Source organism: Bacillus sp. 007/AIA-02/001, from assembly GCF_004634455.1.
Lineage (GTDB): Bacteria > Bacillota > Bacilli > Bacillales > Bacillaceae_G > Bacillus_A > Bacillus_A cereus.
This window is the reverse complement of the sequence record NZ_SEIY01000008.1, coordinates 164,592-187,190: the sequence shown is the minus strand read 5'-3', so window position 1 is coordinate 187,190 and position 22,599 is coordinate 164,592. Positions and strand designations below refer to the sequence as shown.

Here is a 22,599-nt window from a genome sequence, read left to right as displayed (position 1 = left end):
TGTTAAACGAATTTCTATCATAAAAAGTTACAGGGGATTTGTTATTTTACTTTAATTCTACAAATAAAAAGCAATTATTTTGATGTACCTTGGTTGAATTACTAAACCCGTACAATTTTCCCATCAACTAACTCAATAATTCTATTACACTTATTCGCTACTTCCATATCATGCGTTACAATAATAATTGTTCGCCCTTCTTCATTCAGTTGTAATAGCAAACTCATAATTTCTTCTCCTGTTTTTCTATCTAAATTCCCTGTCGGTTCGTCAGCCAATATTAATTCTGGTTCACCTACTAACGCTCTTGCAATTGCGACGCGCTGCTGTTGTCCACCTGATAGCTCGTCCGGTGTTTTATGCATATGTTCTTTTAAACCTACTTTTTCTAAATAGAACTTCGCCTTATTTTCTCTTTCTCGTTGCTTTAGCTTTCTATATGTGAGTGGTAGCACTACATTATCTAGTACAGTATGTTCTTTTAACAATGCAAAATATTGAAATATAAATCCAATCATTTCATTTCTTGTTTTATGAACTTTATTTGCTCTAATTTCAGTTAATGATTTTCCATTTAACATATATTCACCCTCATTTGGCATATCAATTAACCCTATAACATTTAGTAATGTACTCTTCCCTGAGCCTGATCGCCCCATTACCGCTATAATTTCGCCCTTATTTATCGTTAAATTTATACCGTTTAACGCGAACGTATTATGATTCTTATTACTATACACCTTCTTAATATCTTTTAGTTCAATTAACCCCATTATTCCATCCCACCTATTAATGTTTTCGGTTCAAGCTTTCTAATAAATAAGAAGACAATTACATTCGAGACAACGATGATTAATAATAAGAATAGAAATACTAAAAACAATATAGGCATATCCAATTTAAAGTCTAATACCGTTGCTTCCTTTAAATCCTTCGACATTTGTAATAGAACCCCATACCTCCATGAAAAGTAAGTTATCGACATTCCTAAGCCAGTTATTGCTACAATAATGTTCTCTAAAACAATTTGAATAAACATACCAAATTTACTTTCGCCAAAAGCTATTTTTATACCAAATTCCCGCTTTCTCATCAAGATAGAAACAATGGTCGTTACTACAATTCCGACGATCGAGAATACAACGAATAAGATTCCTACTATAAGTTGAGGTATTTCCGAATAGCCGTTAAGAGTAACATCTTCATTTATTTCATCACCTAAACTTTTTAAATGAAACGTACCGCCGTTTCCTTTAAGTTGAATTGATTCTTCTAGTTTCTTTACATCTGCACCTTTTTGTAAATATAAAACTGTACTTTGATGTAGTCTTAAAAACATTGCTTCATATTTTTCAAATCTATCAAATGACATAGGCATTATCATTGCGTAATCCAACTTCAAATATGTGTTCGTCGTATTATTATTTACGATAAATTTATTTTCTGGCAAAAACCCTATAATTGTATATCGATCATTAATTGTATCTCCAACTTGAAAATATTTCTTAAAGTAAGAACCCATTAAAACTTTTGTTTTTTCTTCACTATTTTTTTGAAAGTCATCATGCGAGAAACCTTCTTCAGGTTTTAAAGGTAAACGTAACATTTTATAGTAATTTTCATCTACAAAAATTGTTTTAATAGTAGGTCTTTCATCGTGAAACGTTTTATGTTTCAAATCAGTAATCATACTGTTTTGAAATGGTCTATTACTTGACTCTATTTCAATAACTCGCTCCTCGTATGTACCATACGAAATCACATCTTTATTTTGATGAATTGTATTATAAACCGCTTGAATTTTCTCTTTATTAAATTGATTGCTTTGTAATCTATCTGTCGTCATTTCAAAAGTAACTAAATATGTTTTATCCACATTTAATACCGAGCTGGATTTATCGTTTAGATGGTGTAAATTATAAAATACATTAATTGAACTCGTTAGAGTTGCTAATCCAAATGTAATCTGTATTAGAAGAAGTACGGAAAATAGAAATCTCTTTTTTAATGCTATGAACGCACTTTTTATTCTCATCATTTTTACTCCTTTAATGCTTTAGCAGGTTCACTTTTAAGCACATATACAAATGGTATTACAGAGAGGATGAAAGCTATAGTAAGTGAAAGAAATACACACATTACAATATGAGTAGACTGTAAACTAATACTATAACTTGTAAACTCTATAATATTTTCACTCAAAATGCTAAAAATCCATTGTATGCATATTGCACAGGCTGATGCAGTGATTGCACATAAAAATAATTGACTAAATATAAAAATAAAAAGATTTATATTACTTGCTCCCAAAGCTTTCCTTAACGACAAACTTTTTTTCTTCGTATAAATCCAATAATAACTTACTATTATATTGGTAATGAAAGCTATACATAAAAGCCTATATGGAAAACTGAGTAACTCTTCTACGGCTTCACTTGAGTTTTTTTCCTTTTCATAGTTCTCTTTTTCACTAATCAATTTGGCATTTATATCTTTATTGTTCTGTTTCATATGCTGTATGAAAGTTTCTATTTCCTTGATAGGGTTTTCATTAGAACGAACAATCATTTGGAATGTATTATCTTTTTGTATCATCTGTTTCACCTCATCTGGCATGTCATTTAGAGAGACGAAAATTTTAATATTATACTCATATCCAGTATTTTCTCCAGCTACGCCTTTAACTGTATATTCCTTATTAAATAATTTTATTGTTGCCATATCCTTATAAATTTTCTTCCCCACTATTACACTATTTTTTTCATCTTGTCCCATCTGAGAACCTTTTAGCAAAGGTGGAGACCAATTTTTATTAAGGAGACCATTCATTATTACGTGGCCGATATCCGGAATAGTAATACGAATATCATTTGTAATAACACTAGCGTTTTTAAAATCAGATTCTATTAACGTCTGAAATTGTTCGAAATTGATTTCCCCCATATTAGTAAGTTGAACTGAATAGTAATAATTAAAATAACCATTTTTACTATCATAAAATTTCTCATCATAATAATCTCGCGTCGACATTGCAATCAGGATTGGCCATATTGTCAATACAAATCCAATAAATAGCATAATGAATATTGTTTTTTTCACCACTATTTCTTTTAATACTAGATTCATATATCCTCCTCATTTTAAAAACCGTGAAAAAGGTATGTATCCTTTTTCACGGTTTTTGTTGATTTTTATTTAATTACCATTTCCTTAGAAGTGTACGCACTATCCCCTACCATTATCCATTCATGACCCGAATAACCTCTGGTCACCGGTCCTTTGGATGCAACGCTAACGTTTATACGATCTGAAATTTTAGCATCATACAATGCTAACTCTTTAGAAGTCCCATCATCAAAGCTAGCTCTTACAGTCATCTTGTAAAAATGAGGTTCGTCCTTTTTTGCAGTATAGGCAGTTGCCTTAGCTTTTGCTCCGCTTCCTGTCCACGTTGCATTATTATCCCAACTAATCGAAGCAAATGAAACGGAAGAAACCATACCTAATAAAGAAGCAGTTAATCCTGTAACAGCTAAAGTTTTTGGAAGTAAGCTTTTCATATATCCTTAATCTCCCTTTTTAAAATATTCACTTAAATATTTAAGTATTTTTAGGCCTTGTCCCCATTATACATAAAGAAAGACTTTTTACATTAAAAAACCCTAATATTTACACTTTTAACAAAACCCTTACATTCCCATGAACTTTACGTCACAAAACAAAAAGATGGTATAAAACCAAAATTCACCCCATCTTTTTACTACCATTATTGATTTGACTGTATGCCAGGAAGAATATATTTCACAATCAATTCCCATCTGTCCTGTGCATTCGGCATAGCTTCAGAAGCAATTACTACAACCAAATCCTTCTCTGGAATACAACAAATCATATTCCCACCGTCACCCATAGCACAGTATGAAAAGATTCCATCTTCTTCTCGAAACCACCATAAGTAACCATATTGATTTTGGTTCATTTCTGTTGATTCTTTTATCCATGATTTTGATAGTATTTGTTTTCCATTATGAATACCTTCATTCAAATACAGCTGTCCAAACTTAGCTATATCCCTAACCGTTAACGTTAGTCCCCAGCCGCCCGTCGAAATACCGTTTGGATCGTGAACCCATCCTTTCACATCTTTTCCGAATAAGTCATCGAATCCAAATGCTTTCATATTGTAGTTTGGAATTTCGCTCATGCCGAGTGGTTGAAATAAGTACTCATTCGCAAATTCACGTGCACTTTTCCCTGTTGCATTCGTAATCATTGCTGATAGTACATGCGCTCCTGCAGATGAATATTTAAAAGATCCAATCTCTCCACCGTTCCCCATTCTATGAAGTGTATACTGTACCCAGTCTGGTTGTGTACATAATTCTTCTAACGGTTCCTGCCAGTCTACAAAAGGGTATGGAGCTGTCATTGTAAGTAGGTGTCGCACTGTTACTTCAGATGACTTTACTTTATATTCAGGGAAAAACTCTATTACTTTTTGATCAACACTTTTTATATAGCCCTTATCTATACATATTCCAATTAGCGCAGAGATTATCGTTTTTGTAACTGACGCTACATGAAATGTATCATTTTGTCCGTAATCGTTATAATATTTTTCAAAAATAACATTACCTTTCCGCACTACTAACATACCATTCATATTTTCATATTCTTCTTTTATAATCTGATCTAACTTTTCAGCAGTTTTCATTATTCTTTCCCCTTTAACCTATGATTAAAAAGGTTCGATAGGTACATATATATCAACTATATGTTTATTTTCCTGGTGCTGCCTTGGGTCATTTTTATACATTTCAAAAGGATAGGAATCTCTCGGTTTATATCCGCTATTTGGCAGCCATTCACCGTATAAGAAATCCCATGCTCCTTTATATTCATCTTGGAATATTTCAAAATGTCCTACTGCATATTTTCCAGAAGGTATTACCATTATTCCAACGTCGTTCGTTTCTACTGTGGATTCATCTGAAATTGTTACACATAGACTTGTTCTTAAATGATGGTCCTCAGTAAATTCATGATGATCGTGGTAAATGGTTAATACTTTCGTATCCTCAAATACATGATCGTTTTTCTTCGCCGCGTAACGAAATAATTTTTCTATCATTTCTGGAAAAGCTATAGCTAACTCTTCATATGTACCTGTATGTCTTATGTATGCGACGTTTATATCGTCCGCTGTTACAATTTCAACATTTCCTCGAACCTTCTTACATTCATTGTATTGAGGAATTCCCCTTACGTCTTTGCAATTCTTGCTATTATCGTTTCGATATTGAGACGGACTTACACCGTAATGACTTTTAAATGTTCGGGAAAAAACTGCTGAATCTGTGAATCCGAAGTGATACGCAATATCTGTAATCGTCATGTCTGCGCGATATGTAAGTAGATGTGTTGCCCTTTCTAGTTTCAAGCGATTCACATACCGCGATAATGGCTCATCAACTATTCCTTTAAAAATCCGATGAAAATGATACTTCGAAAATCCTGCTATATCAGCTAGCTCTTCAATGGATAATGAACTGTCTATGTTTGATTCTATATAATCTTGAACCTTATGTATGCGTCTTACATACTCATTTCTACTCTGTTTATTCTCCATACTCTTTATCTCCTCACAACAAAAAGAACCATCCTAGAATACTTTTAGGACGGCTTTCTATTCGTAATAGATTCTTCCATATTCTCTTGTTAAATCGATATAATTTCACTATATTTTTTAAATTGATGGTAATGTGGCAGTATCCCGATTTAATTGAAAGAAACAACTATTTTTTTATAGCCCTACGCAAATTAATAATATTATTGGGATTTAGCTCCCATTGTCTCATAAGTTCTTTTTGTCTTGTTTTTAAGTCTTCAAATGGTTCTTCCACTATGTCGATTTTATTAAATTTCCCTTCGAAAACTAAAGCATTTTTTATCTTTTTATATCCACCAAAACCTAAGTCATCATTTAGTAACCAGACTACTCTCTGTATTTTTGCGAATAAAATACCACCTGTACACATTGGACACGGTTCCAACGTGCTATAAATAGTAAACTTCTCATTTTTTATTTTTGCATCAAACATTGCTTCCCCTGCATTGCGAATAGCGTCTATCTCTGCGTGAGCTGTTATGTCTTTTTGTGGATGCACTCTATTTCTTCCTCTTGCAATGACATTATTATTTCCATCAACAATAACTGCTCCTACTGGATATGTGTTTTCTTTTAATGCCTTTTCTGCTTCTTCCAATGCCATCTCCAAAAAATATCTATCTCTTTCAAAATGCATATAAATCCCCTTCTTTTGATGAAATTATTTTACAGAAATTGCTTTTGACATCCCACTCACTTCTATCAAATTAACAAAATAAAAAAAGATATCATTATGTCTGCAACAACAGGGCAAGAATGGTGTTTTGATATAAACTTAATTTAATAGAATTTGTGATACAATCCAATCGCCATTAAGCTAAGAAAAACAAATACCCTAAAACGAGAAATTTTAAGGGATCATAAAATTTTCAAATTTTTAATTCTTGTTTTGACGTTTCTTTTGTATGCTCCCTATAACCCCAAATACAATCGCTACTGCTAAACATACGATTGAGAAAGTTTGTAATACGTTTGTCGAAAAATAGCCTACCCCTAACACTACTGCTAAAACGATTCCTGCTACTAACATTCTCCGTTGCTGCATATCCATGCAATCATTCCCCTTTTATCTACACATTTTTCAAAAATAAAACTCTACTCCCGCCATTCCCATCATAATTTGTATGTACCGATACACCCTCTACCTCATCATCCCCAGCCTCAATTCGAAAACCGATTTCTTGATGAAACTGTATCGACTTTTTATTAGTTGGTGACGTAATTGCTTTTACAACTTTACGATTATTTGCACGAGCGACATCAAAGAAATAAGAATACAATGTCGATGCGATTCCTCTTCTTCTATACTTCGGATTTACACCGATAAAATGAACGTATGCTTCATCTTTATATGTTTGTGAAAAAAATCCGCATAAGAAACCTAACGTTTCGCCCTCTTCTTCAATGATAAAACTCGTTTCTTGAAAGTGAACAAAAAACAGTTTTGGCAACATGGCAACCATGTCTCTCCCGCCCCACCATTCATTTAAAACTGAATGAATCTTTACATAATCTTCCCCTTGGATATTTCTTACTCGCATATGTTTCTCCCTCTCACTCACTTCATTTTTTCATAAATTTTAATGACTGTTTCTACTAATAGGATGAATACCCATATCCCGCAAAATACAAGAACAGACTGGAATATGGATCCAATTATCATAACACCAACTGTACCTGTTATTGAAAAAGATATTCCACCAAGCCCTGGATCTTGTATAAATGCTCCAGCAGAAAAAGCAGTTATAATTGATACTATTAAATAAATAACACTCGTTATTTTTAATATCTTTATAGAAAGATACGAGGTTTTTTCTTGTTCCACTTGTGATAATTCGATTTCTCCGCTCTCAATTCCTTTTTGCAAACAGTCTTCACATAGAAATTCTTCCTTAATTTTTTTACCACCGTGCATCGTACCTGTTATTTCTTTACATCTTGAACATTTTCGATTTATCATGTTGTTATCACTCCAATCTGTTAAGATTATACTTATACAATTCTACGTTTACCTTAATATTCCTTTTATGTATTTTATAGAGAAAGGTCGTGTTTTATGATTTCAAAACTCACATTTGGCTCTAAAAAAATTAACGTTCATTATACATTAAGGCCTAGTTGTTATGCGATTATTTTTCAATCATCTTCTTCAAAGATTGCTGTTATCCAAAAAGGAGACCGTTACTTTTTACCTGGTGGCGGTATGGAAGGTAATGAAACAAAAGAAGAATGTTTGCACCGTGAACTACTAGAGGAATTAGGATGGGCAATTAAAATTGATCAGTATATCGGTAATGCGGCTCGATATTTTTATGCAGAAAAGGAAGATATATATTATTTAAACGATGGATTTTTTTATATTGCGAATATGGTGCAGAAACAAACTGAAAACTGTGAGGAGGATCATGTTCTAAGGTGGATGTCTCCATTGTATGCTATAGAGCTTCTCATACACGATCATCAAAAATGGGCCGTTGAACAAGCGCTTTTATTACAAAAACAAAAAGGATCTCCTTCTATATGAAAGAGATCCTTTTTACTGTTAACTTACTTTTTTCAAATTGAGAGCTGGCTTTTTGATTCCACCTTTTTTTACAACATATAAACCGATGAAGATAATAAGCCCGCCAACTAGTTGCATCATATTAATTTGCTCCCCTATTGTTACTGCCGCAAAGATCACTGCAAACAATGGCACAAGATACATATAAACCATTACTTTCGTTGAGCCTATTTTACTAATACCGACATACCACATTGCAAGTCCGAATATGGTCGCAAAGACGATTGAATATGCTAGTGATCCCCAGCTTGGCATATCTACTGGCCACGTTAGTGTGTTTACATTGAGTAAACAGTATATAACGAGAGGTACAATTCCAATTAAAGTAGACCATGATGTAACTCTCATTGCGGAGTATTTTGTAATGAGTGGTTGCGCTAAAATTGGATACCATCCCCACGCAATTGCTGCGACTAATCCAATTATATTTCCGAGCCACGCATACTCGTAAGTAGCTCCTCCTGTATGTCCTGTTAATAAAACGAATGCTGCACCAATAAAGGCTACGATTGAACCAATTTGTACTTTCATCGAAAAACGTTCTTGTTTGTGCAATACTGCTAATATCCCTGTAAAAATAGGTGACATTGCAATTAATAATGAAGCGTTCGTTGCTGAAGTATATTTCACAGATAGCATAAACATCGTTTGATACATTGTCGTTCCAACGATGCCGACTGCTACTAATCGTAACCAATCTTTTCTTTCAATACGTAATGAGCGTTCCATCATAAAAGTAATAAGTAATAATACCGGTGATGCTACTAAAAATCGTAAACTATTAAATTGAATGGATGACATATATGCCACGCCATACTTTCCTATTGTATAATTTGCTCCCCATACTAATGCAACAGATACTAGGAGCCATTCCATTTGCCATCGTTTCATCCGAATCTCCCCTTCCATATTTAGCATAGTAAAATTGGCTGGATATAACACCGTCCAATTGGCTGTTTTTTTACCCAGCCAATTTGTTATACTGAATGTATATAAGAGATGCGGAGGCGTTTGTATGGAATGGAAGCTAGATAACGACAGTAAAATCCCTATTTATCAGCAAGTTGTTGACTTTATTGAAAAACGTATTACATACGGAGAACTTCCTCCAGGAAGCTTCCTACCTTCCGAACGAAAATTAGCTACACAGTTAAATGTAAACCGAAGTACAGTAACGACTGCTTATAACGAACTACGTGCTATGGGAATTGTAGAAAGTACGACTGGTAAAGGTACACGTGTAAGTACACATATGTGGGGCGTTTCTCCAACATTAACGCCTAACTGGAGAAATTTCGTAGAAGGCGGTACGTTCTTACCAAACTTACCGTTACTTCGCCATATTCGGGCAGAAGTACAACAAAATGAAAATATTATTGATTTCGCAAACGGAGAACTCGGTTGTAATCTCTACCCACACGATCAACTACAAACAATTTTACGAGAACAACCGTTAACGCATTCATTAAGTTATGATCATCCGCAAGGCTATCTCCCGCTAAGACAAGCGGTCGTAAAATATATGAAAGAATATTTAAAAGTTGAGGCGACTGAACAATCCATTATGATTACATCCGGCGCCCAGCAAGCACTTCACCTTATCGTGCAATGTTTATTAAATCCAGGTGATGCCGTCGCTTTCGAAAGTCCATCGCACTGTTATTCCTTACCGCTATTCCAATCAGCAGGTATTCGTATTTTCCCGTTACCTGTTGATGAACATGGTATTAATCCAGACGATGTGCAAGAATTATATAGAAAGCATCGTATTAAAATGATCTTTTTAAATCCAAACTTCCAAAATCCTACGGGAACGATGCTTCATCCAAACCGTAGAAAAAAACTATTATCACTTTGCGCAGATTTACGAATTGCAATTGTTGAGGATGATCCATCCAGCTTGCTGACGCTAGAAAAGAAACAACCTTGCCCTACTTTAAAATCGATTGATGAAAATGGAACAGTTATTTATGTACATTCTTTATCAAAAATGATTGCGCCAGGATTACGAGTCGGCTGGCTCGTCGCTCCGCAATCTGTAGTAGAAAGGTTATCCGACGCAAGGCATCAAATGGAATTAGGAATGAGTATTTTCCCGCAGTGGCTTATGCAGCAGTTTTTCGAAACTGTACCATTTCAGTCGCATATCGTACCGTTACGAAAACAACTAGCAGAAAAAAGAGACGTTATTGTTCGAGCTCTAAACGAGCAACTTCATGATAAAATCTCTTTTTCAAATCCGACCGGTGGAATATACATATGGGGAAAATTAAAAGAACCGATAAACGAAAAACAACTTATTATGCAAAGCTTAAAACAAGAAATTGCTTTTATGCCAGGTAGTATTTTCGGCGCGAAAGATGGTTATATTCGTTTATCTTATGGAAAAGTGGATATTGATCAAATTGAGGAAGGTATTTCTCGTTTGCGGGAGGCTATTTTGGTTTGTGGGAAATAAAATAACTTTTTAATACATTTAAAACTTCTTTATTCATTAACTCCAGATAATAAGTAAGCAAAAAATAATGAAAAGAAGCTTAATTCCAAAATTAAATTATAAGAAAGCTCCTGATGATTGATACAGGGGCTTTCTTTTCGAAATTTTTCATTTTTCTTTATCTTTCTTCCCCACTTCTAAGAATGATTCTTATAAATTGTAACTCATTATGATTAATTCACCTTTCCGCCCCATCCTTCTAACCCCATTATCACAAAAACCACATTTTTTATATAAAGATTGTGCAGCTACATTTTTAACGTTTACTGCTAAAATAATTTCATTTATACCTAAGAAGTTATTTCGGACAAAGTCAGGTAATATCTTTAAAGCTTGTTTTGCATATCCTTTCCCTTGATGGTGAAAATCTGTTGAAAATGCTCTTATTAAAATAGAGTTTTCATTATTTGTATATGGTTTAACCCCGTCATTTTTATGTAAAACAAAAAACGTTACAAGCTCATTATCTTTCATAGCTAAAATTGAATGCCGATTTGAATCCTCACTCGATAGTTTTACAAGCTTTTTAGGTAAACCTGTATAACAAAGCTGCTCTTCTGAAAATGTATATTGATTTATTATATTTCTGAAGTTTTCATTATAAAAATATAACTGCATATAAATATCGCTCTCCTCAATAAATGGTCATTTCTATTTCGTTATCTACAAGTTAAATAACAAAACTCATCCCCTATTTTCTGTAAAATATTCCTCTTTAATATTCTTAACTACATATTTATTATAAATAGAGAAAAGCAACTCTCCATTCTCACAATCTAGCTGTATACTTAATAAATATTATGGGATTTGAAGTTTTTATCTCCACATTCTCACCCTCAAATATATACATTTGTTTATTTTCGATATCAATAAACGCCATAAGTCCATTCTCATTATATGCTTCTGAATATTCACCATCTATTTTTATTCTTTCAAAAGAAGAAAAAGGAGAATGTACTACTTGATATTCGGAAAGCTTCATTATTCGCTTTTCTTCCGGTACGTGCACAATTTTCGGATCATCATCAGATAAATATTCTAGCCCAATTTTATTCGGCGCAACAAAAATTAATAGATGCAATGGTTCTGTTTCATTATTTTTATAGCCATGTATATGGTTCTTCCACCCAAACACTATCTCTCCTTTTGATGCACGAATCATTATTTTATTTGAAATATAATAATCCAAATGACCTGACAACACAACCGCACAATCTTCTCCAAATGGATGGCTATGAGGTGGTATGCCTTCATGCGATTGAAAAATCACTTCATACACCCAATACTTATCATCATTCGTTTTATGAATAAGATCATTTTTTGATATATTAATAGTTGTTTGTAATAAATCGAAACTCCTCATTCGGCCCTCCTGATTAATTTCAGACTTACTTATCTTTTGAAACCATTGCATAGAGCAGTAACATGAAATGATCCTCTAATTTAAAATACATTTTATTTATATATATTCTATTGCTATTTTATCCAAATAAACACTATTAAAAATCAATCCGCAGAATGAAATTCAAATAAAATTTCCTAATACTTTCGTATTAAGAAATTTTCAAATCACTACATATAACCACTTATTAAAATCTATAGTATATTCGTTATTTAGTTCGAAATATTCGTTCATTTTATACAAATACATATGTATTAAATTGCGGAAGATATTACTTGTTTGACAAAACCTAAATCTACCATTATCATCAACACGAACCTAGTTATAGGAGTGATAAAAATGAAAATTTACGTTGATGCAGATGCTTGCCCTGTAAAAGATGTAATTATTTTTGAGGCTACGAATGCAGAAATCCCTGTAACCCTCGTTACTAGCTTTTCTCATTATTCTAATGCTCAGCAACCTAAAGGTGTGGAAACAATATATGTTGATTCCGGAGCAGATGCTGCAGATTACCGAATTATGCAGTTAGCAAAAAAAGAAGATTTAATCGTAACACAAGATTACGGTCTTGCTTCGCTCGCTTTAGCAAAAGGCTGTATCGTTCTACACCATAAAGGCTATAAGTATACGAATGATAACATTGAACAATTGTTACAAACACGATATTTAAGTGCAATGGTTCGAAAAAGTGGTAAACGTACAAAGGGACCGAAACCATTTACAGCAGAAGATAAAGAGAAATTTAGAGAGCTCTTTAAAAGTATGATCGCACTTTAAAAATGAATCGTCTATTTGCAAGGAAAACTTCGCAAAACAAAGAAGAGAATATCGTAATGAACATTCTCTTCTTGAGGTTTACCCTTTAAAATGAAGGTAAATTATCTAAGTTATTTTCTTTTATTCCATCAGGTTCACTACGTATAATATCTCTACCATACTTATGAAATACGTCCACATGAGCTAACTTCCCTGATTTTGCTTCACTAAGAGCAGTCATATAATCTAACTCTCTCCCGCTACTTGTTTTAAAAGCAATCAAATCACCTTCATCATTTTTACGAACAGCAACAATTTGTTCTGCTCCTGAAGTAACTTCCTGAGCTATTTCAAATTGAGCTTGCTCTTCCCCTTGATGTAAATAATCATTATATACTTTTTCAAAGTCTTTTTTGTCCATTAAACTCACCTCCAAAACATTTTATTAGTATGGTTGGGAGGTGTTGGTTTTATGTACTTTTCTGTTAGAAAAACGAATTTTTAATACCTACGCAAACCCTTCAAAGTCTCCAATATATCATCTGTAAAGGCTGTACTACCCTCTGTCTCTAAAGCTCTGAAATAAAAACTTCTTAGGAAAGTTCTAATATTTTGTACTAAAATAGCATGCTGCGGATGTCGGATGTCTTCAACAGTTGCTATACTATGTAACCAGTTGCTCCACTCTTCTTCAGTTAAAAGATTTTGGTTACGTAAAGACATAATTGGCTTTACTAATCTCTCATCTTCAAAGTGTACATATACGTAATCACTTAATCGAACCTTTTGACGAACAGCTGCAAGAATCGCATACGAAAATTCACGATTTTGTATTGTACGTGCTAACGCATCAAGCGCATCTGCTGCATGTGCAGTAGAGTGTGCCCAGCCTTTTCCTTCTACGTAACCTCTTACATCTTCTTCTAAATATACATATTCCAGCACTTGTTCTGCTACACTGTACAGTTGTTCTTCGGATAACAACGGTTCTCTTTCATGAACAGATAAAATAAGTGGTGGAATTAATACGGAGAATGCACGTTTAAATACAGAGTCTGTTCCCTTTTCACCAATTTTATAAAATAAATAATCAGGACTAATTGCTTGTAACATTAATCCTCTTAACTCTTTTTGTCTAAATACATCATTTGTAATCCATGTGTGAAGCGTACTATAAATTAAATCATCACGTAATTCAGCATCAGGTGATCCGATATAATCTAGCATCCACTGCGCATATGGATATGCATCTACGTCTTCTGGTACAGCATAATTATTATTTTTAATTTGTAGTAGTTCTTCTTTTAGTTCTAGTACTTCATTCATTCTATTCCCTGTCCCCTTTTTACGTTTTTTTATTGCCTTATCCCCCGTTTTTTACTTTCTAAAGTTAATTTAATTATACGAGAATTATAACTATAAATAAAAGGCTATACATATAATTTTGATTATGTATTACTTTCGCTCTTGAAATATAACTTCTGGATTTGCTAAATCACTATTCCGAAATACAACATCCGCATAACTTTTTGGGTTATGCTCATTTATATACATCTTACAAGCCGCGTGATACCTGTTTAAAAACATCTTCTCTGCTTCTTCATAACTGCCAAAAGCTTCAGTTTCCCGCTTAGCACCACGTTTTCTCGCAATCTCAAAATTTGTATCTACAAAGATTTTGTAATCAAATAAATGCGCAACGTCTTTTTTCAATAGAAACGTTCCATCTACTATTAATATCATATTTTGCGTGGCCAATAGCGGCTCATTATGTACAGGCATATCCGTTATTAAGTTATGAGAAATCGTTTCATACTGTAAATTTCCGTTAGGTCCTAAAGGCATTAATAATCTTTCTTTGAAAGCTATATAATCGTGTGCATCTTCATAATACCCTCTTGCAGATTCTTTTCCTTTTGCATAGCGAATCACTCTTGGATTATGAAAATCATCAATGCTGGCGCGTGTTACTGGTAATCCTCGTTTTTTTATTTCTTCCGCTAGTTCGTTTGCAAATGTTGTTTTTCCTGAGGCTGTAATACCGCTTACTCCAACTCTTATTGGATGGGTTAAATTTAGCTTTACAATATGATCTGCAATTTCTTTGATTCTTTGTTTTCGGTTCATGATATCTCCCTTTATAATTAGTTGACATAATATAATTATAGATAATAATTCATGTCACTATTTGTCAGTAAATTGATATCCTTTCTCGAATCGCTGATATCTCGAAAAAATCATTGATATATTTTAAGTTATGATAGATATATTTGAAAAATCGTTGATATATTATTAGCTTACTTTGCCTTAAACCCTCGATATAAAGCAGTCCGTAATTCTTGTTTGTATTCTTCAATTTCTGGCATTTCGAGTTCTTCTGCTAGTCTGATAGCTAATTCAATATCATACGGTACTCGTACAAGTTGAATAGAAAAGCTCGCTGCTTCTTTTTCATTGTAAGTCCCTTCAAATATTAAATAGGAAGCTTGCGTTATTTCAAGTGGGTTTCCTACGCTACCGGCATTACATAACGTTTTCCCTCTGAAATTTTGAACGAACGCTTGGTGAACGTCACCGTAACAAACGACATCTGGTTTTCTTTCCCCTTCTATATTTTCCGTCAGATCACTATTTTCGAACATACTAATACGTTCTTCTCTTGAAGCGTGTGGTTGAATTCTTTCATATAAACTTCTCGGTGAAGCGTGAAACATACGAATGAATTTCCCACTCATATAAAACTCGATTGAAAATGGTAAGTTTCTTAAATAGTCATTTTGTTCTTCCGATAATTGTTTTTGATGCCATTTCAATGCTTCAAATTCAGTCGGCTTTGTAATAAAATCATCCCAGTTTCCCATTACGACTACTTCACATTCTTTACGAATGATTTCAATTGCTTCACTGGAATGAGGTCCTTTTCCTACTAAATCTCCAAGGCAAATAATGCGCTCGATTCCTCTTAATTTAATATCATTCAACACGGATTCTAATGCTTGAATATTACCGTGAATATCTGAAATTACTGCTATTTTATCCATATAAATTACTCCTTTATTTATTAAATTCACTTGATTGATACCATTTTGGAATATAAGATGAAAAATGATTATGATCTTCTAAAATTCCATTTAATCTTTCCTTCATATCATCTAATAAATATGGTGTGCTTCGGTTTGTCCATACGATATCAGCCGGGAATATCATTGCTGCATATAATGAGTACAGTTTCCAAAAATGTAGATCAGGTTCTCCTCCGCAATAACCGTGAACTTGTCCAATCGCGAATGGTTTGCTTATATTCGTTGTAAATAGTGCTACTTTATGAAAATCATGAATAGGATCACCAATATCGAATCTAGCAAAATCAATGACAGCCCGAAACTCATTTTGGTCAATCATTATATTAGCCGGATGAAAATCGTCATGTAAAAATACGATGGGACGATTTTTTAATAAATCTTTATGATTTCCTACAAAATCTATCACTGTATTTAAATGAAAAAAGTCTACTTCATATTCTTTCAACGCTTCTAAGTATCTCTCATATTTACTCCATATAGACATTTCCCATGAATTACTTTTATCTTCTTTTTCAACTAAATGAATCTTTTTTAGTACTTCTCCAGCCTTTTTTCCAGCCCTATACTGCTCTTCTGTAGACAACGTTCTTAATATATCTTCACCATCTAATCCATCAATCCATTCAAAAACTTGTACACATTTATTGAATTTAGTAAGACTAATAAAATGAATTAATTTTGGCATAGGAATATGTAAAGAATCTAGCTGCTGCATATATTCATATTCTTCCTGCTTCCGTTCAAAATATGATGAATCGCATACTTTAATAAAATACGAGGCCCCACTCTCTAATTCAATTTTATATTTCTCATCGAATGAAAAGCCTTTTGAAATAACAGTCGCTTTTAACATGCGAGGCCATTCTAGTATTCTCTCTATCTCTCTAAGCATTTCTTCCACAACGTTCACCTCTATCAATATATGTACAAACTCCCTAACACTTCATGCTCTCGTTTATTTCCACCTTTAAACTCTACTGCAAATGGATATTCACCATTCTTATTCAAATGTTCTAACACTAGCCCTTCTCCAATCGGTTCACAAAACTGCACATGAATATCTCCAAATACTACACTTTGACACTCGGCATTCCATTTTTCATTTTTCACAACTGAGCTTGTAGATAGCTCCATTACTTCTTTCCATTTCCGTACTGTTTCTCGAACATTTTTTACTGCGTAATGAATCGTTTCAATTTGTTGCACTTTGTTTTTATGTTCAGTAATCGTCCCACTGTTACGTAAATCGTTTCTTCTTTCTTCGTCCGTTTCATTCCACTGTATAAAGAAAGGTAATTTCGGTCCGTTCTCTTCTTGCTTAACGAATAACATTTTCCATTCTAAAAGTCGGCCATCTTTTCTCATACGTTTCCCTTCAAATGGCCCTATCGTATGTAAGCCGTACTTATTAAAGTTAACTGCTAGCTCCTCAATTGCATCTGTTCGGATCGCGATTTGTAGCATTCCTTCTCCATTTTGTAGTTTCACCACTGTTTCTTGTACTAATGGATTTTCTGCTTCTTTCGCTTTTTCTTCATGTTGAACTGCTAAAAATTCTATATATGATAAATCAAAATAACTTAAACTATTCCAAGTACCCCAATTCGTATGCTCTCCGCCTAATACAGTATGAAATCCAAGTTCCTGCATTTGTTTTGCCGCTTCCTCCGGTGTACCATGAACTGTGTGAACGAGATGATCAAATCGTAACATGTCTTTCTCCCCTTTCTCTCCATCCTTTTATTGTATATTTTATTTTTCTTTCATTCAATTCAAAAACTTTAAAACCTAGTTGATTTATACGATTAATATGTATTATAATGAAACAAATTTAATTATTGCTGATTGGAAAAACCAAAGGCACTTTTCTCATACGGGAAAAGTGTCTTTTTCATTTATTATTACAGGGGGATTATTTATGCAGAAATTAATTGTCTTTGCTATTATTGGATTTTTCGCTCAATTGATCGATGGAGCACTCGGAATGGCGTATGGGGTAACGTCTACTTCACTATTATTAATGTTTGGTATTGCACCGGCTGTAGCTTCCGCATCGGTTCATTTAGCTGAAGTCGTTACAACTGCAGCTTCTGGCGCATCTCATATCAAATTTGGAAACGTTGATAAATATACAGTTTCCAGGCTTACATTACCTGGGGCAATCGGCGCATTTATTGGGGCATGTTTTTTAAGTAATTTGCCTGGAGATGTAATCAAACCGTACATTTCCGTATTTTTATTTACTTTAGGGGTTTATATTTTATTACGATTCATCATTCAAAAACAAATTGTCACTTCAAATAAGCGTATGTCTGCCAAACAACTTGTGCCGCTTGGTTTATTCGCTGGATTCGTTGATTCAACTGGTGGCGGTGGTTGGGGGCCGATTACGACACCCGTTCTTCTAGCAAGAGGAAATGAAGCTAGAAAAGTTATTGGATCTGTAGATACGAGTGAATTTCCTGTTTCACTCGCTGCAACAATTGGCTTCTTCATCTCACTTGGCTGGGAACAAGTAAGCTGGGTTTGGGTATTTGCCTTAATGCTCGGCGGTATTGTCGCAGCTCCAATTGCTGCATGGTTAGTCCGCATCGTTCCGCCCCATTTACTTGGCGTATTAGTTGGTGGTCTTATTATCTTCACAAATATTCGTACACTGCTTACTACATTTAAAGTGGATCCAACTATTATTTCACTTTCTTACGTTGCAGTTGGTCTTGTCGTTATTATTTCTATTTTCATTGCTGTTCGAAATCATTCCAATCGTCCTAACGCATCAACGGCTGAGTATCCAAATGATCAGAAGCAAATGCTACCATAACTATAAAAAAATACCGCTCAATTTAGAGCGGTATTTTTTATTTTTCTATTTTCCAATTAATCATCGTTTCTGTAGCATTTACTCTCTTCATATGTAACTTTTCTAAAACACGCATCGAACTATAGTTATCTAGGAGTGTCTCTGCAATTATTGTTTCTACCTCTCCTGTTTTGAAAGCCCAATCGATTAGTTCTTTTACAGCTTCTGTTGCATAGCCCTGATTCCAATATTTCTCAATAAATCCATAGCCAATTTCTACTGTTTGATCCTCGTTTGGTTTCCCTTTAAATCCAATATCACCTAAAACGCTATCATCTTCTTTCCGAAAAACATACCACGCCCCCCATGGTAATAAAGCCTCATCTTGTTTCACATTCTCTACATGCCCTACAATATGCGGACCGCTATTATATCCTTGCTCGTTAGCGACTTGAATCCTCTCTTCTGTACACGGCACTATATAGAGCCTTTTTGTTTCTAATTTCATTTTGATTTCCCCTTTTTGCTTAAACGTTACTCTAATTATAACAAATAATATGACTTTATTATGAATGTCGAATTATATTTTTCTGAATTTTCTTTTTATTTAGAGGGTTTTTCAATATTTTTTGCGAAACATTTGTATAACAATTTTTTCTTTGCTTATTGCTACATAATAGTAGGTTCGGGTGGAGTTTTGCAAGCGTTTCCTATACAATAACCGATATTTTTTGACTTTTCCTAACAAAATATCTTGCAATATATTCAGAAAGTCATTACAATTGCCATATATTAAAAATCTTAGCAATATATAAATCCTCATCAATCCGATGAGGTAGAGGTTGCGACTTTTAATAGTAAAACGGACGAGACACAGAGAATGTCACCGACTCCGTTTGAAAGGAAAAGTTGCCGAAGTTTATATTTCTTCTCTGGAAATATGAGCTGGGGCTGTCTCCGAAAGGAACAGAACTGTCACGTTTACAAAATTACCGTGTAAACGTGGGGTGCTATCTTAACGGAAGGGTATGATGGGGTGGTTATTTGTGAAACGTTCCGCCAAATTCCTTTGGCGGTTTTTTGTATTTTTCTCCCCCGCTCCTTCCTAACCTACAAGAAAAGGAGTGTTGAACATGAATAGCGCAACAAATCAATCTACCTCTAAAACGCAAACTACACAAGGACAAGGTGAATTAAAACGCGGATTAAAATCGCGTCACCTTACGATGATTTCTCTCGGCGGTACAATTGGTACCGGACTATTTCTTGCCAGCGGTGGTGTCATCCATTCAGCTGGTCCTGGCGGCGCATTAATTGCATACGCCGCAATTGGAATTATGGTTTACTTCTTAATGACAAGCTTAGCTGAACTCGCAGCTTACATGCCTGTTACTGGATCTTTTAGTACGTATGCAACAAAATTTGTTGATCCATCACTTGGCTTTGCACTTGGATGGAACTATTGGTATAACTGGGCCATTACAATCGCTGCTGAACTTGCAGCCGTAACATTAATTATGAAATTTTGGTTCCCAGATACCCCTTCTCTTATTTGGAGTGGATTATGTTTAGCTATTATTTTCCTTTTAAACTACTTATCTGTTAAAGGGTTTGGTGAATCTGAATATTGGTTCGCACTTATTAAAGTAGTTACTATTATTATCTTTTTAATTGTCGGCTTCATGATGATTTTCGGAATTATGGGCGGCGAAACTGTTGGCTTCAAAAACTTCACTGTTGCAGATGCTCCATTTAACGGCGGCATCATGGCAATTATCGGTGTGTTTATGGCAGCTGGTTTCTCCTTCCAAGGTACTGAATTGTTAGGAGTTGCTGCTGGTGAAACATCTGATCCAGAGCGTAATATTCCGAAAGCAATTCGTTCTATCTTTTGGCGTATTCTTTTATTCTATATCCTTGCGATTCTCGTTATCGGTTTATTAATTCCTTATACGACTGAAAGCCTTGCTGCAAGTGATGTAACAGTAAGTCCATTTACACTTATTTTCGAAAAAGCGGGCGTTGCCTTTGCTGCTTCTGTTATGAACGCTGTTATTTTAACTGCTGTACTATCTGCTGGTAACTCTGGTATGTATGCATCAACTCGTATGCTTTGGGATTTAGCTCGCCAAGGAAAAGCACCAAAGTTTCTTGGTAAATTAGATAGCCGCGGGGTACCTGTTAACGCATTAATCGTAACATCGATTGTCGGTAGTATCGCTTTCATTGCTTCTTTATTCGGTGACGGTGTTGTATACATTTGGTTATTAAACGCATCTGGAATGTCTGGCTTTATCGCATGGGTTGGAATAGCAATTAGTCATTACCGTTTCCGTAAAGCATATACCGTACAAGGCAAAGATTTAAAAGACTTACCATATAGAGCAAAATGGTTCCCATTCGGTCCAATCTTCGCATTTACACTTTGTATCATCGTAATTTTAGGACAAAACTACGGCGCATTTATGGGTGAATCAATCGATTGGAACGGCGTACTCGTTTCTTACATCGGTTTACCACTCTTCTTAGTACTATGGTTAGGATATAAATTTACGAAAAAAACAAAAGTGATTCCACTTGATAAATGTGAACTAAAATAAAGTGAAACGAGCAAACAAATTTGTTTGCTCGTTTTTTATTGCAAACCTCTTTGCTTCCCTATTACTCCTGTTTTTGCCATAATAGAAGAAATATAATTAAAGGTTGGGATACAATGAACATTCGCATTACTGATGAAGCAAAAGCAGCTATACATAGATTAGAACGTAAAGACAAAAAGATCATTCGCATTAGAGGGACAATGACAAACTCTTGTAGTATTTTCGTTGATGTCGATTTAATTTGGGATACATATAACGCAGATGATGTTGTATATGAAGATGCAGATCTTATCGTACAAATGGATTCATTCACGAAAGACTACACTGGTGATACGGTGAAACTTGATTATAAGACGACAGGTTTTAGTATTACGACTCCGAGTGAGACTTTAGTTTATGGATTGTCGATTAAAAAATAAAAATTGTTTTCATTTGACCACTGAGGTGAAAAAATGGGTAAATATGTTCCGTTAAAATTTTTATTTAACGAAGAATTAGCAGAAAAAATGGCTGATTCTATTTGTAAACACGATCCTACTTTCTCTAAAAGAAACTTTGTATCTTCTGTAACATGTAAAGTTGAAAATTTAGAGTTAAAGCATCGTATTGAAGTAATTGCAGATGAATTACACAATGCTTTACAAAAAGATTTTAATGCAGCCATACATATATTACTGAAAACATTAGGACCAGAAAATACAACAGAAGTAGGCACATTTACATGTATGAAATAACGAAAAGGAATACTGCTGAATATGCCATTCGGCCTTTTCTTCAAACATACCATGAAGACACACTAGACATATTGCAACAGTGGATTTATGACGAAAACAGCCACATTAGAAGATTAGTTTCTGAAGGTACAAGACCAAGGCTTCCTTGGGCTAAAAAAATTGGAGCTCTAAAAGGTGACTTTAAGAACAATTTACAGCTTCTTGAACCTTTAATGAATGACCCTTCTAAATATGTTCAAAAATCTGTAGCCAATCATATGAACGATATTACGAAAGAAGATAAAGAACTCGTTTTTCAGTGGTTACAGCAATTACGTGATAAACAGCATCCTATTAATCCTTGGATTATAAAACATGGACTAAGAACAGTAATAAAAAGTGGTACTTTACCAAAAAATTTTTCTTTTTAAGTATTTTAAACAAAACCGCTTATGCTTCAAAAATGAAGCATAAGCGGTTTTCCTTTTGAATATAGAAATAACAAACATAAAAA

The 22,599-nt window shown here is 34.1% G+C and carries 26 protein-coding genes, 1 pseudogene and 1 riboswitch; of the genes and pseudogenes, 7 read left to right on the top strand and 20 right to left on the bottom strand.

All coding sequences use genetic code 11. The features are described 5' to 3' along the window. Positions 1 to 101: 101 nt before the first annotated feature. From ES895_RS17535 to ES895_RS17495, 10 genes are all read right to left on the bottom strand, one after another. Complete coding sequence (locus ES895_RS17535; RefSeq protein ID WP_135238524.1) at positions 102 to 773, bottom strand: ABC transporter ATP-binding protein; 672 nt, start codon at positions 771 to 773, stop codon at positions 102 to 104. Next, complete coding sequence (locus ES895_RS17530) at positions 773 to 2,038, bottom strand: ABC transporter permease (protein WP_002098263.1); 1,266 nt, start codon at positions 2,036 to 2,038, stop codon at positions 773 to 775. Before ES895_RS17530 ends, ES895_RS17535 begins: the two co-directional genes overlap by 1 nt. A gap of 2 nt (positions 2,039 to 2,040) precedes the next feature. Further along, on the bottom strand, positions 2,041 to 3,126 hold the full coding sequence (locus ES895_RS17525) for an FtsX-like permease family protein (RefSeq protein ID WP_135238523.1): 1,086 nt from the start codon (positions 3,124 to 3,126) through the stop codon (positions 2,041 to 2,043). A gap of 65 nt (positions 3,127 to 3,191) precedes the next feature. Next, positions 3,192 to 3,560, bottom strand: coding sequence for a hypothetical protein (locus ES895_RS17520; RefSeq protein WP_000838682.1), 369 nt, complete (start codon positions 3,558 to 3,560; stop codon positions 3,192 to 3,194). A 206-nt stretch (positions 3,561 to 3,766) separates the two neighbouring features. Further along, a complete protein-coding gene (locus ES895_RS17515) occupies positions 3,767 to 4,714 on the bottom strand; it encodes a serine hydrolase domain-containing protein (protein WP_135238522.1) in 948 nt (315 codons plus the stop codon). A 24-nt stretch (positions 4,715 to 4,738) separates the two neighbouring features. Further along, positions 4,739 to 5,629, bottom strand: coding sequence for an AraC family transcriptional regulator (locus ES895_RS17510; RefSeq protein WP_135238521.1), 891 nt, complete (start codon positions 5,627 to 5,629; stop codon positions 4,739 to 4,741). Positions 5,630 to 5,795: 166 nt separating this feature from the next. Further along, positions 5,796 to 6,305 (bottom strand): nucleoside deaminase, encoded by a 510-nt coding sequence (locus ES895_RS17505; protein ID WP_000545359.1) that lies wholly within the window; start codon positions 6,303 to 6,305, stop codon positions 5,796 to 5,798. A gap of 240 nt (positions 6,306 to 6,545) precedes the next feature. Continuing rightward, entirely contained in the window at positions 6,546 to 6,719 is a 174-nt protein-coding gene (locus ES895_RS29330; protein ID WP_000367555.1) for a hypothetical protein, read from the bottom strand. A gap of 19 nt (positions 6,720 to 6,738) precedes the next feature. After that, positions 6,739 to 7,209 (bottom strand): GNAT family N-acetyltransferase, encoded by a 471-nt coding sequence (locus tag ES895_RS17500; RefSeq protein ID WP_001266069.1) that lies wholly within the window; start codon positions 7,207 to 7,209, stop codon positions 6,739 to 6,741. A 17-nt stretch (positions 7,210 to 7,226) separates the two neighbouring features. Beyond that, positions 7,227 to 7,628, bottom strand: a complete 402-nt coding sequence (locus ES895_RS17495) for a DUF3980 domain-containing protein (protein WP_000610500.1) — start codon at positions 7,626 to 7,628, stop codon at positions 7,227 to 7,229. Between the two features lie 96 nt (positions 7,629 to 7,724). Here ES895_RS17495 and ES895_RS17490 point away from each other — a divergent pair, with 96 nt between their 5' ends. Then, positions 7,725 to 8,192 (top strand): NUDIX hydrolase, encoded by a 468-nt coding sequence (locus ES895_RS17490; protein WP_000624001.1) that lies wholly within the window; start codon positions 7,725 to 7,727, stop codon positions 8,190 to 8,192. An 18-nt stretch (positions 8,193 to 8,210) separates the two neighbouring features. Here the strand turns inward: ES895_RS17490 and ES895_RS17485 are convergent, their stop codons facing one another. After that, positions 8,211 to 9,122 (bottom strand): DMT family transporter, encoded by a 912-nt coding sequence (locus ES895_RS17485; protein ID WP_000832986.1) that lies wholly within the window; start codon positions 9,120 to 9,122, stop codon positions 8,211 to 8,213. 124 nt (positions 9,123 to 9,246) lie between these two features. Between ES895_RS17485 and pdxR the strand changes: the two genes are divergently transcribed. Further along, positions 9,247 to 10,689: a MocR-like pyridoxine biosynthesis transcription factor PdxR gene (gene pdxR / locus ES895_RS17480; RefSeq protein ID WP_000454897.1), complete on the top strand. Its 1,443-nt coding sequence runs from the start codon at positions 9,247 to 9,249 to the stop codon at positions 10,687 to 10,689. Between the two features lie 189 nt (positions 10,690 to 10,878). Here the strand turns inward: pdxR and ES895_RS17475 are convergent, their stop codons facing one another. Together ES895_RS17475 and ES895_RS17470 are read right to left on the bottom strand one after the other, a co-directional pair. Then, positions 10,879 to 11,346 carry a GNAT family N-acetyltransferase gene (locus ES895_RS17475; RefSeq protein ID WP_001177777.1) on the bottom strand — a complete coding sequence of 156 codons (468 nt, stop codon included), beginning with the start codon at positions 11,344 to 11,346 and terminating at the stop codon, positions 10,879 to 10,881. A 151-nt stretch (positions 11,347 to 11,497) separates the two neighbouring features. Then, positions 11,498 to 12,091 (bottom strand): cupin domain-containing protein, encoded by a 594-nt coding sequence (locus ES895_RS17470; RefSeq protein ID WP_135238520.1) that lies wholly within the window; start codon positions 12,089 to 12,091, stop codon positions 11,498 to 11,500. Positions 12,092 to 12,469: 378 nt separating this feature from the next. On the opposite strand from ES895_RS17470, the gene ES895_RS17465 reads away from it, so the two are divergent. Further along, on the top strand, positions 12,470 to 12,910 hold the full coding sequence (locus tag ES895_RS17465; protein WP_000708769.1) for a YaiI/YqxD family protein: 441 nt from the start codon (positions 12,470 to 12,472) through the stop codon (positions 12,908 to 12,910). 85 nt (positions 12,911 to 12,995) lie between these two features. Here the strand turns inward: ES895_RS17465 and ES895_RS17460 are convergent, their stop codons facing one another. The 6 genes from ES895_RS17460 to ES895_RS17435 form a co-directional block, all read right to left on the bottom strand. Further along, entirely contained in the window at positions 12,996 to 13,310 is a 315-nt protein-coding gene (locus tag ES895_RS17460; protein ID WP_000358163.1) for a DUF3892 domain-containing protein, read from the bottom strand. Between the two features lie 80 nt (positions 13,311 to 13,390). Continuing rightward, complete coding sequence (locus ES895_RS17455; protein ID WP_001006688.1) at positions 13,391 to 14,215, bottom strand: DUF2785 domain-containing protein; 825 nt, start codon at positions 14,213 to 14,215, stop codon at positions 13,391 to 13,393. A gap of 129 nt (positions 14,216 to 14,344) precedes the next feature. Then, positions 14,345 to 15,016, bottom strand: coding sequence for a nucleoside/nucleotide kinase family protein (locus ES895_RS17450; protein ID WP_001080549.1), 672 nt, complete (start codon positions 15,014 to 15,016; stop codon positions 14,345 to 14,347). Positions 15,017 to 15,186: 170 nt separating this feature from the next. Further along, the gene (locus ES895_RS17445; protein ID WP_000357652.1) at positions 15,187 to 15,930 is read right to left on the bottom strand and encodes a metallophosphoesterase family protein; all 744 of its coding nucleotides are present in this window, start codon (positions 15,928 to 15,930) and stop codon (positions 15,187 to 15,189) included. Between the two features lie 13 nt (positions 15,931 to 15,943). Continuing rightward, entirely contained in the window at positions 15,944 to 16,873 is a 930-nt protein-coding gene (locus ES895_RS17440; RefSeq protein WP_016110239.1) for an aminoglycoside phosphotransferase family protein, read from the bottom strand. A 14-nt stretch (positions 16,874 to 16,887) separates the two neighbouring features. Next, complete coding sequence (locus ES895_RS17435; RefSeq protein ID WP_000943369.1) at positions 16,888 to 17,685, bottom strand: VOC family protein; 798 nt, start codon at positions 17,683 to 17,685, stop codon at positions 16,888 to 16,890. Between the two features lie 205 nt (positions 17,686 to 17,890). Here ES895_RS17435 and ES895_RS17430 point away from each other — a divergent pair, with 205 nt between their 5' ends. Continuing rightward, positions 17,891 to 18,793 carry a sulfite exporter TauE/SafE family protein gene (locus ES895_RS17430; protein ID WP_001170728.1) on the top strand — a complete coding sequence of 301 codons (903 nt, stop codon included), beginning with the start codon at positions 17,891 to 17,893 and terminating at the stop codon, positions 18,791 to 18,793. 37 nt (positions 18,794 to 18,830) lie between these two features. Here ES895_RS17430 and ES895_RS17425 read toward each other — a convergent pair whose 3' ends face one another. Further along, entirely contained in the window at positions 18,831 to 19,280 is a 450-nt protein-coding gene (locus ES895_RS17425; RefSeq protein WP_000764643.1) for a GNAT family N-acetyltransferase, read from the bottom strand. 320 nt (positions 19,281 to 19,600) lie between these two features. Next, positions 19,601 to 19,793: riboswitch (Lysine riboswitch) on the top strand. Positions 19,794 to 19,905: 112 nt separating this feature from the next. Here ES895_RS17425 and ES895_RS17420 point away from each other — a divergent pair. From ES895_RS17420 to ES895_RS17410, 3 genes and pseudogenes are all read left to right on the top strand, one after another. Then, positions 19,906 to 21,372, top strand: coding sequence for an amino acid permease (locus tag ES895_RS17420; protein ID WP_001083389.1), 1,467 nt, complete (start codon positions 19,906 to 19,908; stop codon positions 21,370 to 21,372). A 113-nt stretch (positions 21,373 to 21,485) separates the two neighbouring features. After that, positions 21,486 to 21,791 carry an iron-sulfur cluster biosynthesis family protein gene (locus ES895_RS17415; protein ID WP_001026196.1) on the top strand — a complete coding sequence of 102 codons (306 nt, stop codon included), beginning with the start codon at positions 21,486 to 21,488 and terminating at the stop codon, positions 21,789 to 21,791. Positions 21,792 to 21,824: 33 nt separating this feature from the next. Further along, positions 21,825 to 22,516, top strand: a pseudogene (locus tag ES895_RS17410) (DNA alkylation repair protein). The last annotated feature ends 83 nt before the right edge of the window (positions 22,517 to 22,599 follow it).

Coding starts and splice junctions, on each gene's coding strand:
- ES895_RS17430 (WP_001170728.1), top strand. CDS start 17,891: ATGCAGAAATTAATTGTCTTTGCTATTATTGGATTTTTCGCTCAATTG.
- ES895_RS17455 (WP_001006688.1), bottom strand. CDS start 14,215: ATGAATGAAGTACTAGAACTAAAAGAAGAACTACTACAAATTAAAAAT.
- ES895_RS17530 (WP_002098263.1), bottom strand. CDS start 2,038: ATGATGAGAATAAAAAGTGCGTTCATAGCATTAAAAAAGAGATTTCTA.
- ES895_RS17415 (WP_001026196.1), top strand. CDS start 21,486: ATGAACATTCGCATTACTGATGAAGCAAAAGCAGCTATACATAGATTA.
- ES895_RS17460 (WP_000358163.1), bottom strand. CDS start 13,310: ATGGACAAAAAAGACTTTGAAAAAGTATATAATGATTATTTACATCAA.
- ES895_RS17535 (WP_135238524.1), bottom strand. CDS start 773: ATGGGGTTAATTGAACTAAAAGATATTAAGAAGGTGTATAGTAATAAG.
- ES895_RS17450 (WP_001080549.1), bottom strand. CDS start 15,016: ATGAACCGAAAACAAAGAATCAAAGAAATTGCAGATCATATTGTAAAG.
- ES895_RS17435 (WP_000943369.1), bottom strand. CDS start 17,685: ATGTTACGATTTGATCATCTCGTTCACACAGTTCATGGTACACCGGAG.
- ES895_RS17445 (WP_000357652.1), bottom strand. CDS start 15,930: ATGGATAAAATAGCAGTAATTTCAGATATTCACGGTAATATTCAAGCA.
- ES895_RS17420 (WP_001083389.1), top strand. CDS start 19,906: ATGAATAGCGCAACAAATCAATCTACCTCTAAAACGCAAACTACACAA.
- ES895_RS17485 (WP_000832986.1), bottom strand. CDS start 9,122: ATGAAACGATGGCAAATGGAATGGCTCCTAGTATCTGTTGCATTAGTA.
- ES895_RS17515 (WP_135238522.1), bottom strand. CDS start 4,714: ATGAAAACTGCTGAAAAGTTAGATCAGATTATAAAAGAAGAATATGAA.
- ES895_RS17510 (WP_135238521.1), bottom strand. CDS start 5,629: ATGGAGAATAAACAGAGTAGAAATGAGTATGTAAGACGCATACATAAG.
- ES895_RS17520 (WP_000838682.1), bottom strand. CDS start 3,560: ATGAAAAGCTTACTTCCAAAAACTTTAGCTGTTACAGGATTAACTGCT.
- ES895_RS17465 (WP_000708769.1), top strand. CDS start 12,470: ATGAAAATTTACGTTGATGCAGATGCTTGCCCTGTAAAAGATGTAATT.
- pdxR (WP_000454897.1), top strand. CDS start 9,247: ATGGAATGGAAGCTAGATAACGACAGTAAAATCCCTATTTATCAGCAA.
- ES895_RS29330 (WP_000367555.1), bottom strand. CDS start 6,719: ATGGATATGCAGCAACGGAGAATGTTAGTAGCAGGAATCGTTTTAGCA.
- ES895_RS17505 (WP_000545359.1), bottom strand. CDS start 6,305: ATGCATTTTGAAAGAGATAGATATTTTTTGGAGATGGCATTGGAAGAA.
- ES895_RS17425 (WP_000764643.1), bottom strand. CDS start 19,280: ATGAAATTAGAAACAAAAAGGCTCTATATAGTGCCGTGTACAGAAGAG.
- ES895_RS17490 (WP_000624001.1), top strand. CDS start 7,725: ATGATTTCAAAACTCACATTTGGCTCTAAAAAAATTAACGTTCATTAT.
- ES895_RS17475 (WP_001177777.1), bottom strand. CDS start 11,346: ATGCAGTTATATTTTTATAATGAAAACTTCAGAAATATAATAAATCAA.
- ES895_RS17495 (WP_000610500.1), bottom strand. CDS start 7,628: ATGATAAATCGAAAATGTTCAAGATGTAAAGAAATAACAGGTACGATG.
- ES895_RS17500 (WP_001266069.1), bottom strand. CDS start 7,209: ATGCGAGTAAGAAATATCCAAGGGGAAGATTATGTAAAGATTCATTCA.
- ES895_RS17470 (WP_135238520.1), bottom strand. CDS start 12,091: ATGAGGAGTTTCGATTTATTACAAACAACTATTAATATATCAAAAAAT.
- ES895_RS17525 (WP_135238523.1), bottom strand. CDS start 3,126: ATGAATCTAGTATTAAAAGAAATAGTGGTGAAAAAAACAATATTCATT.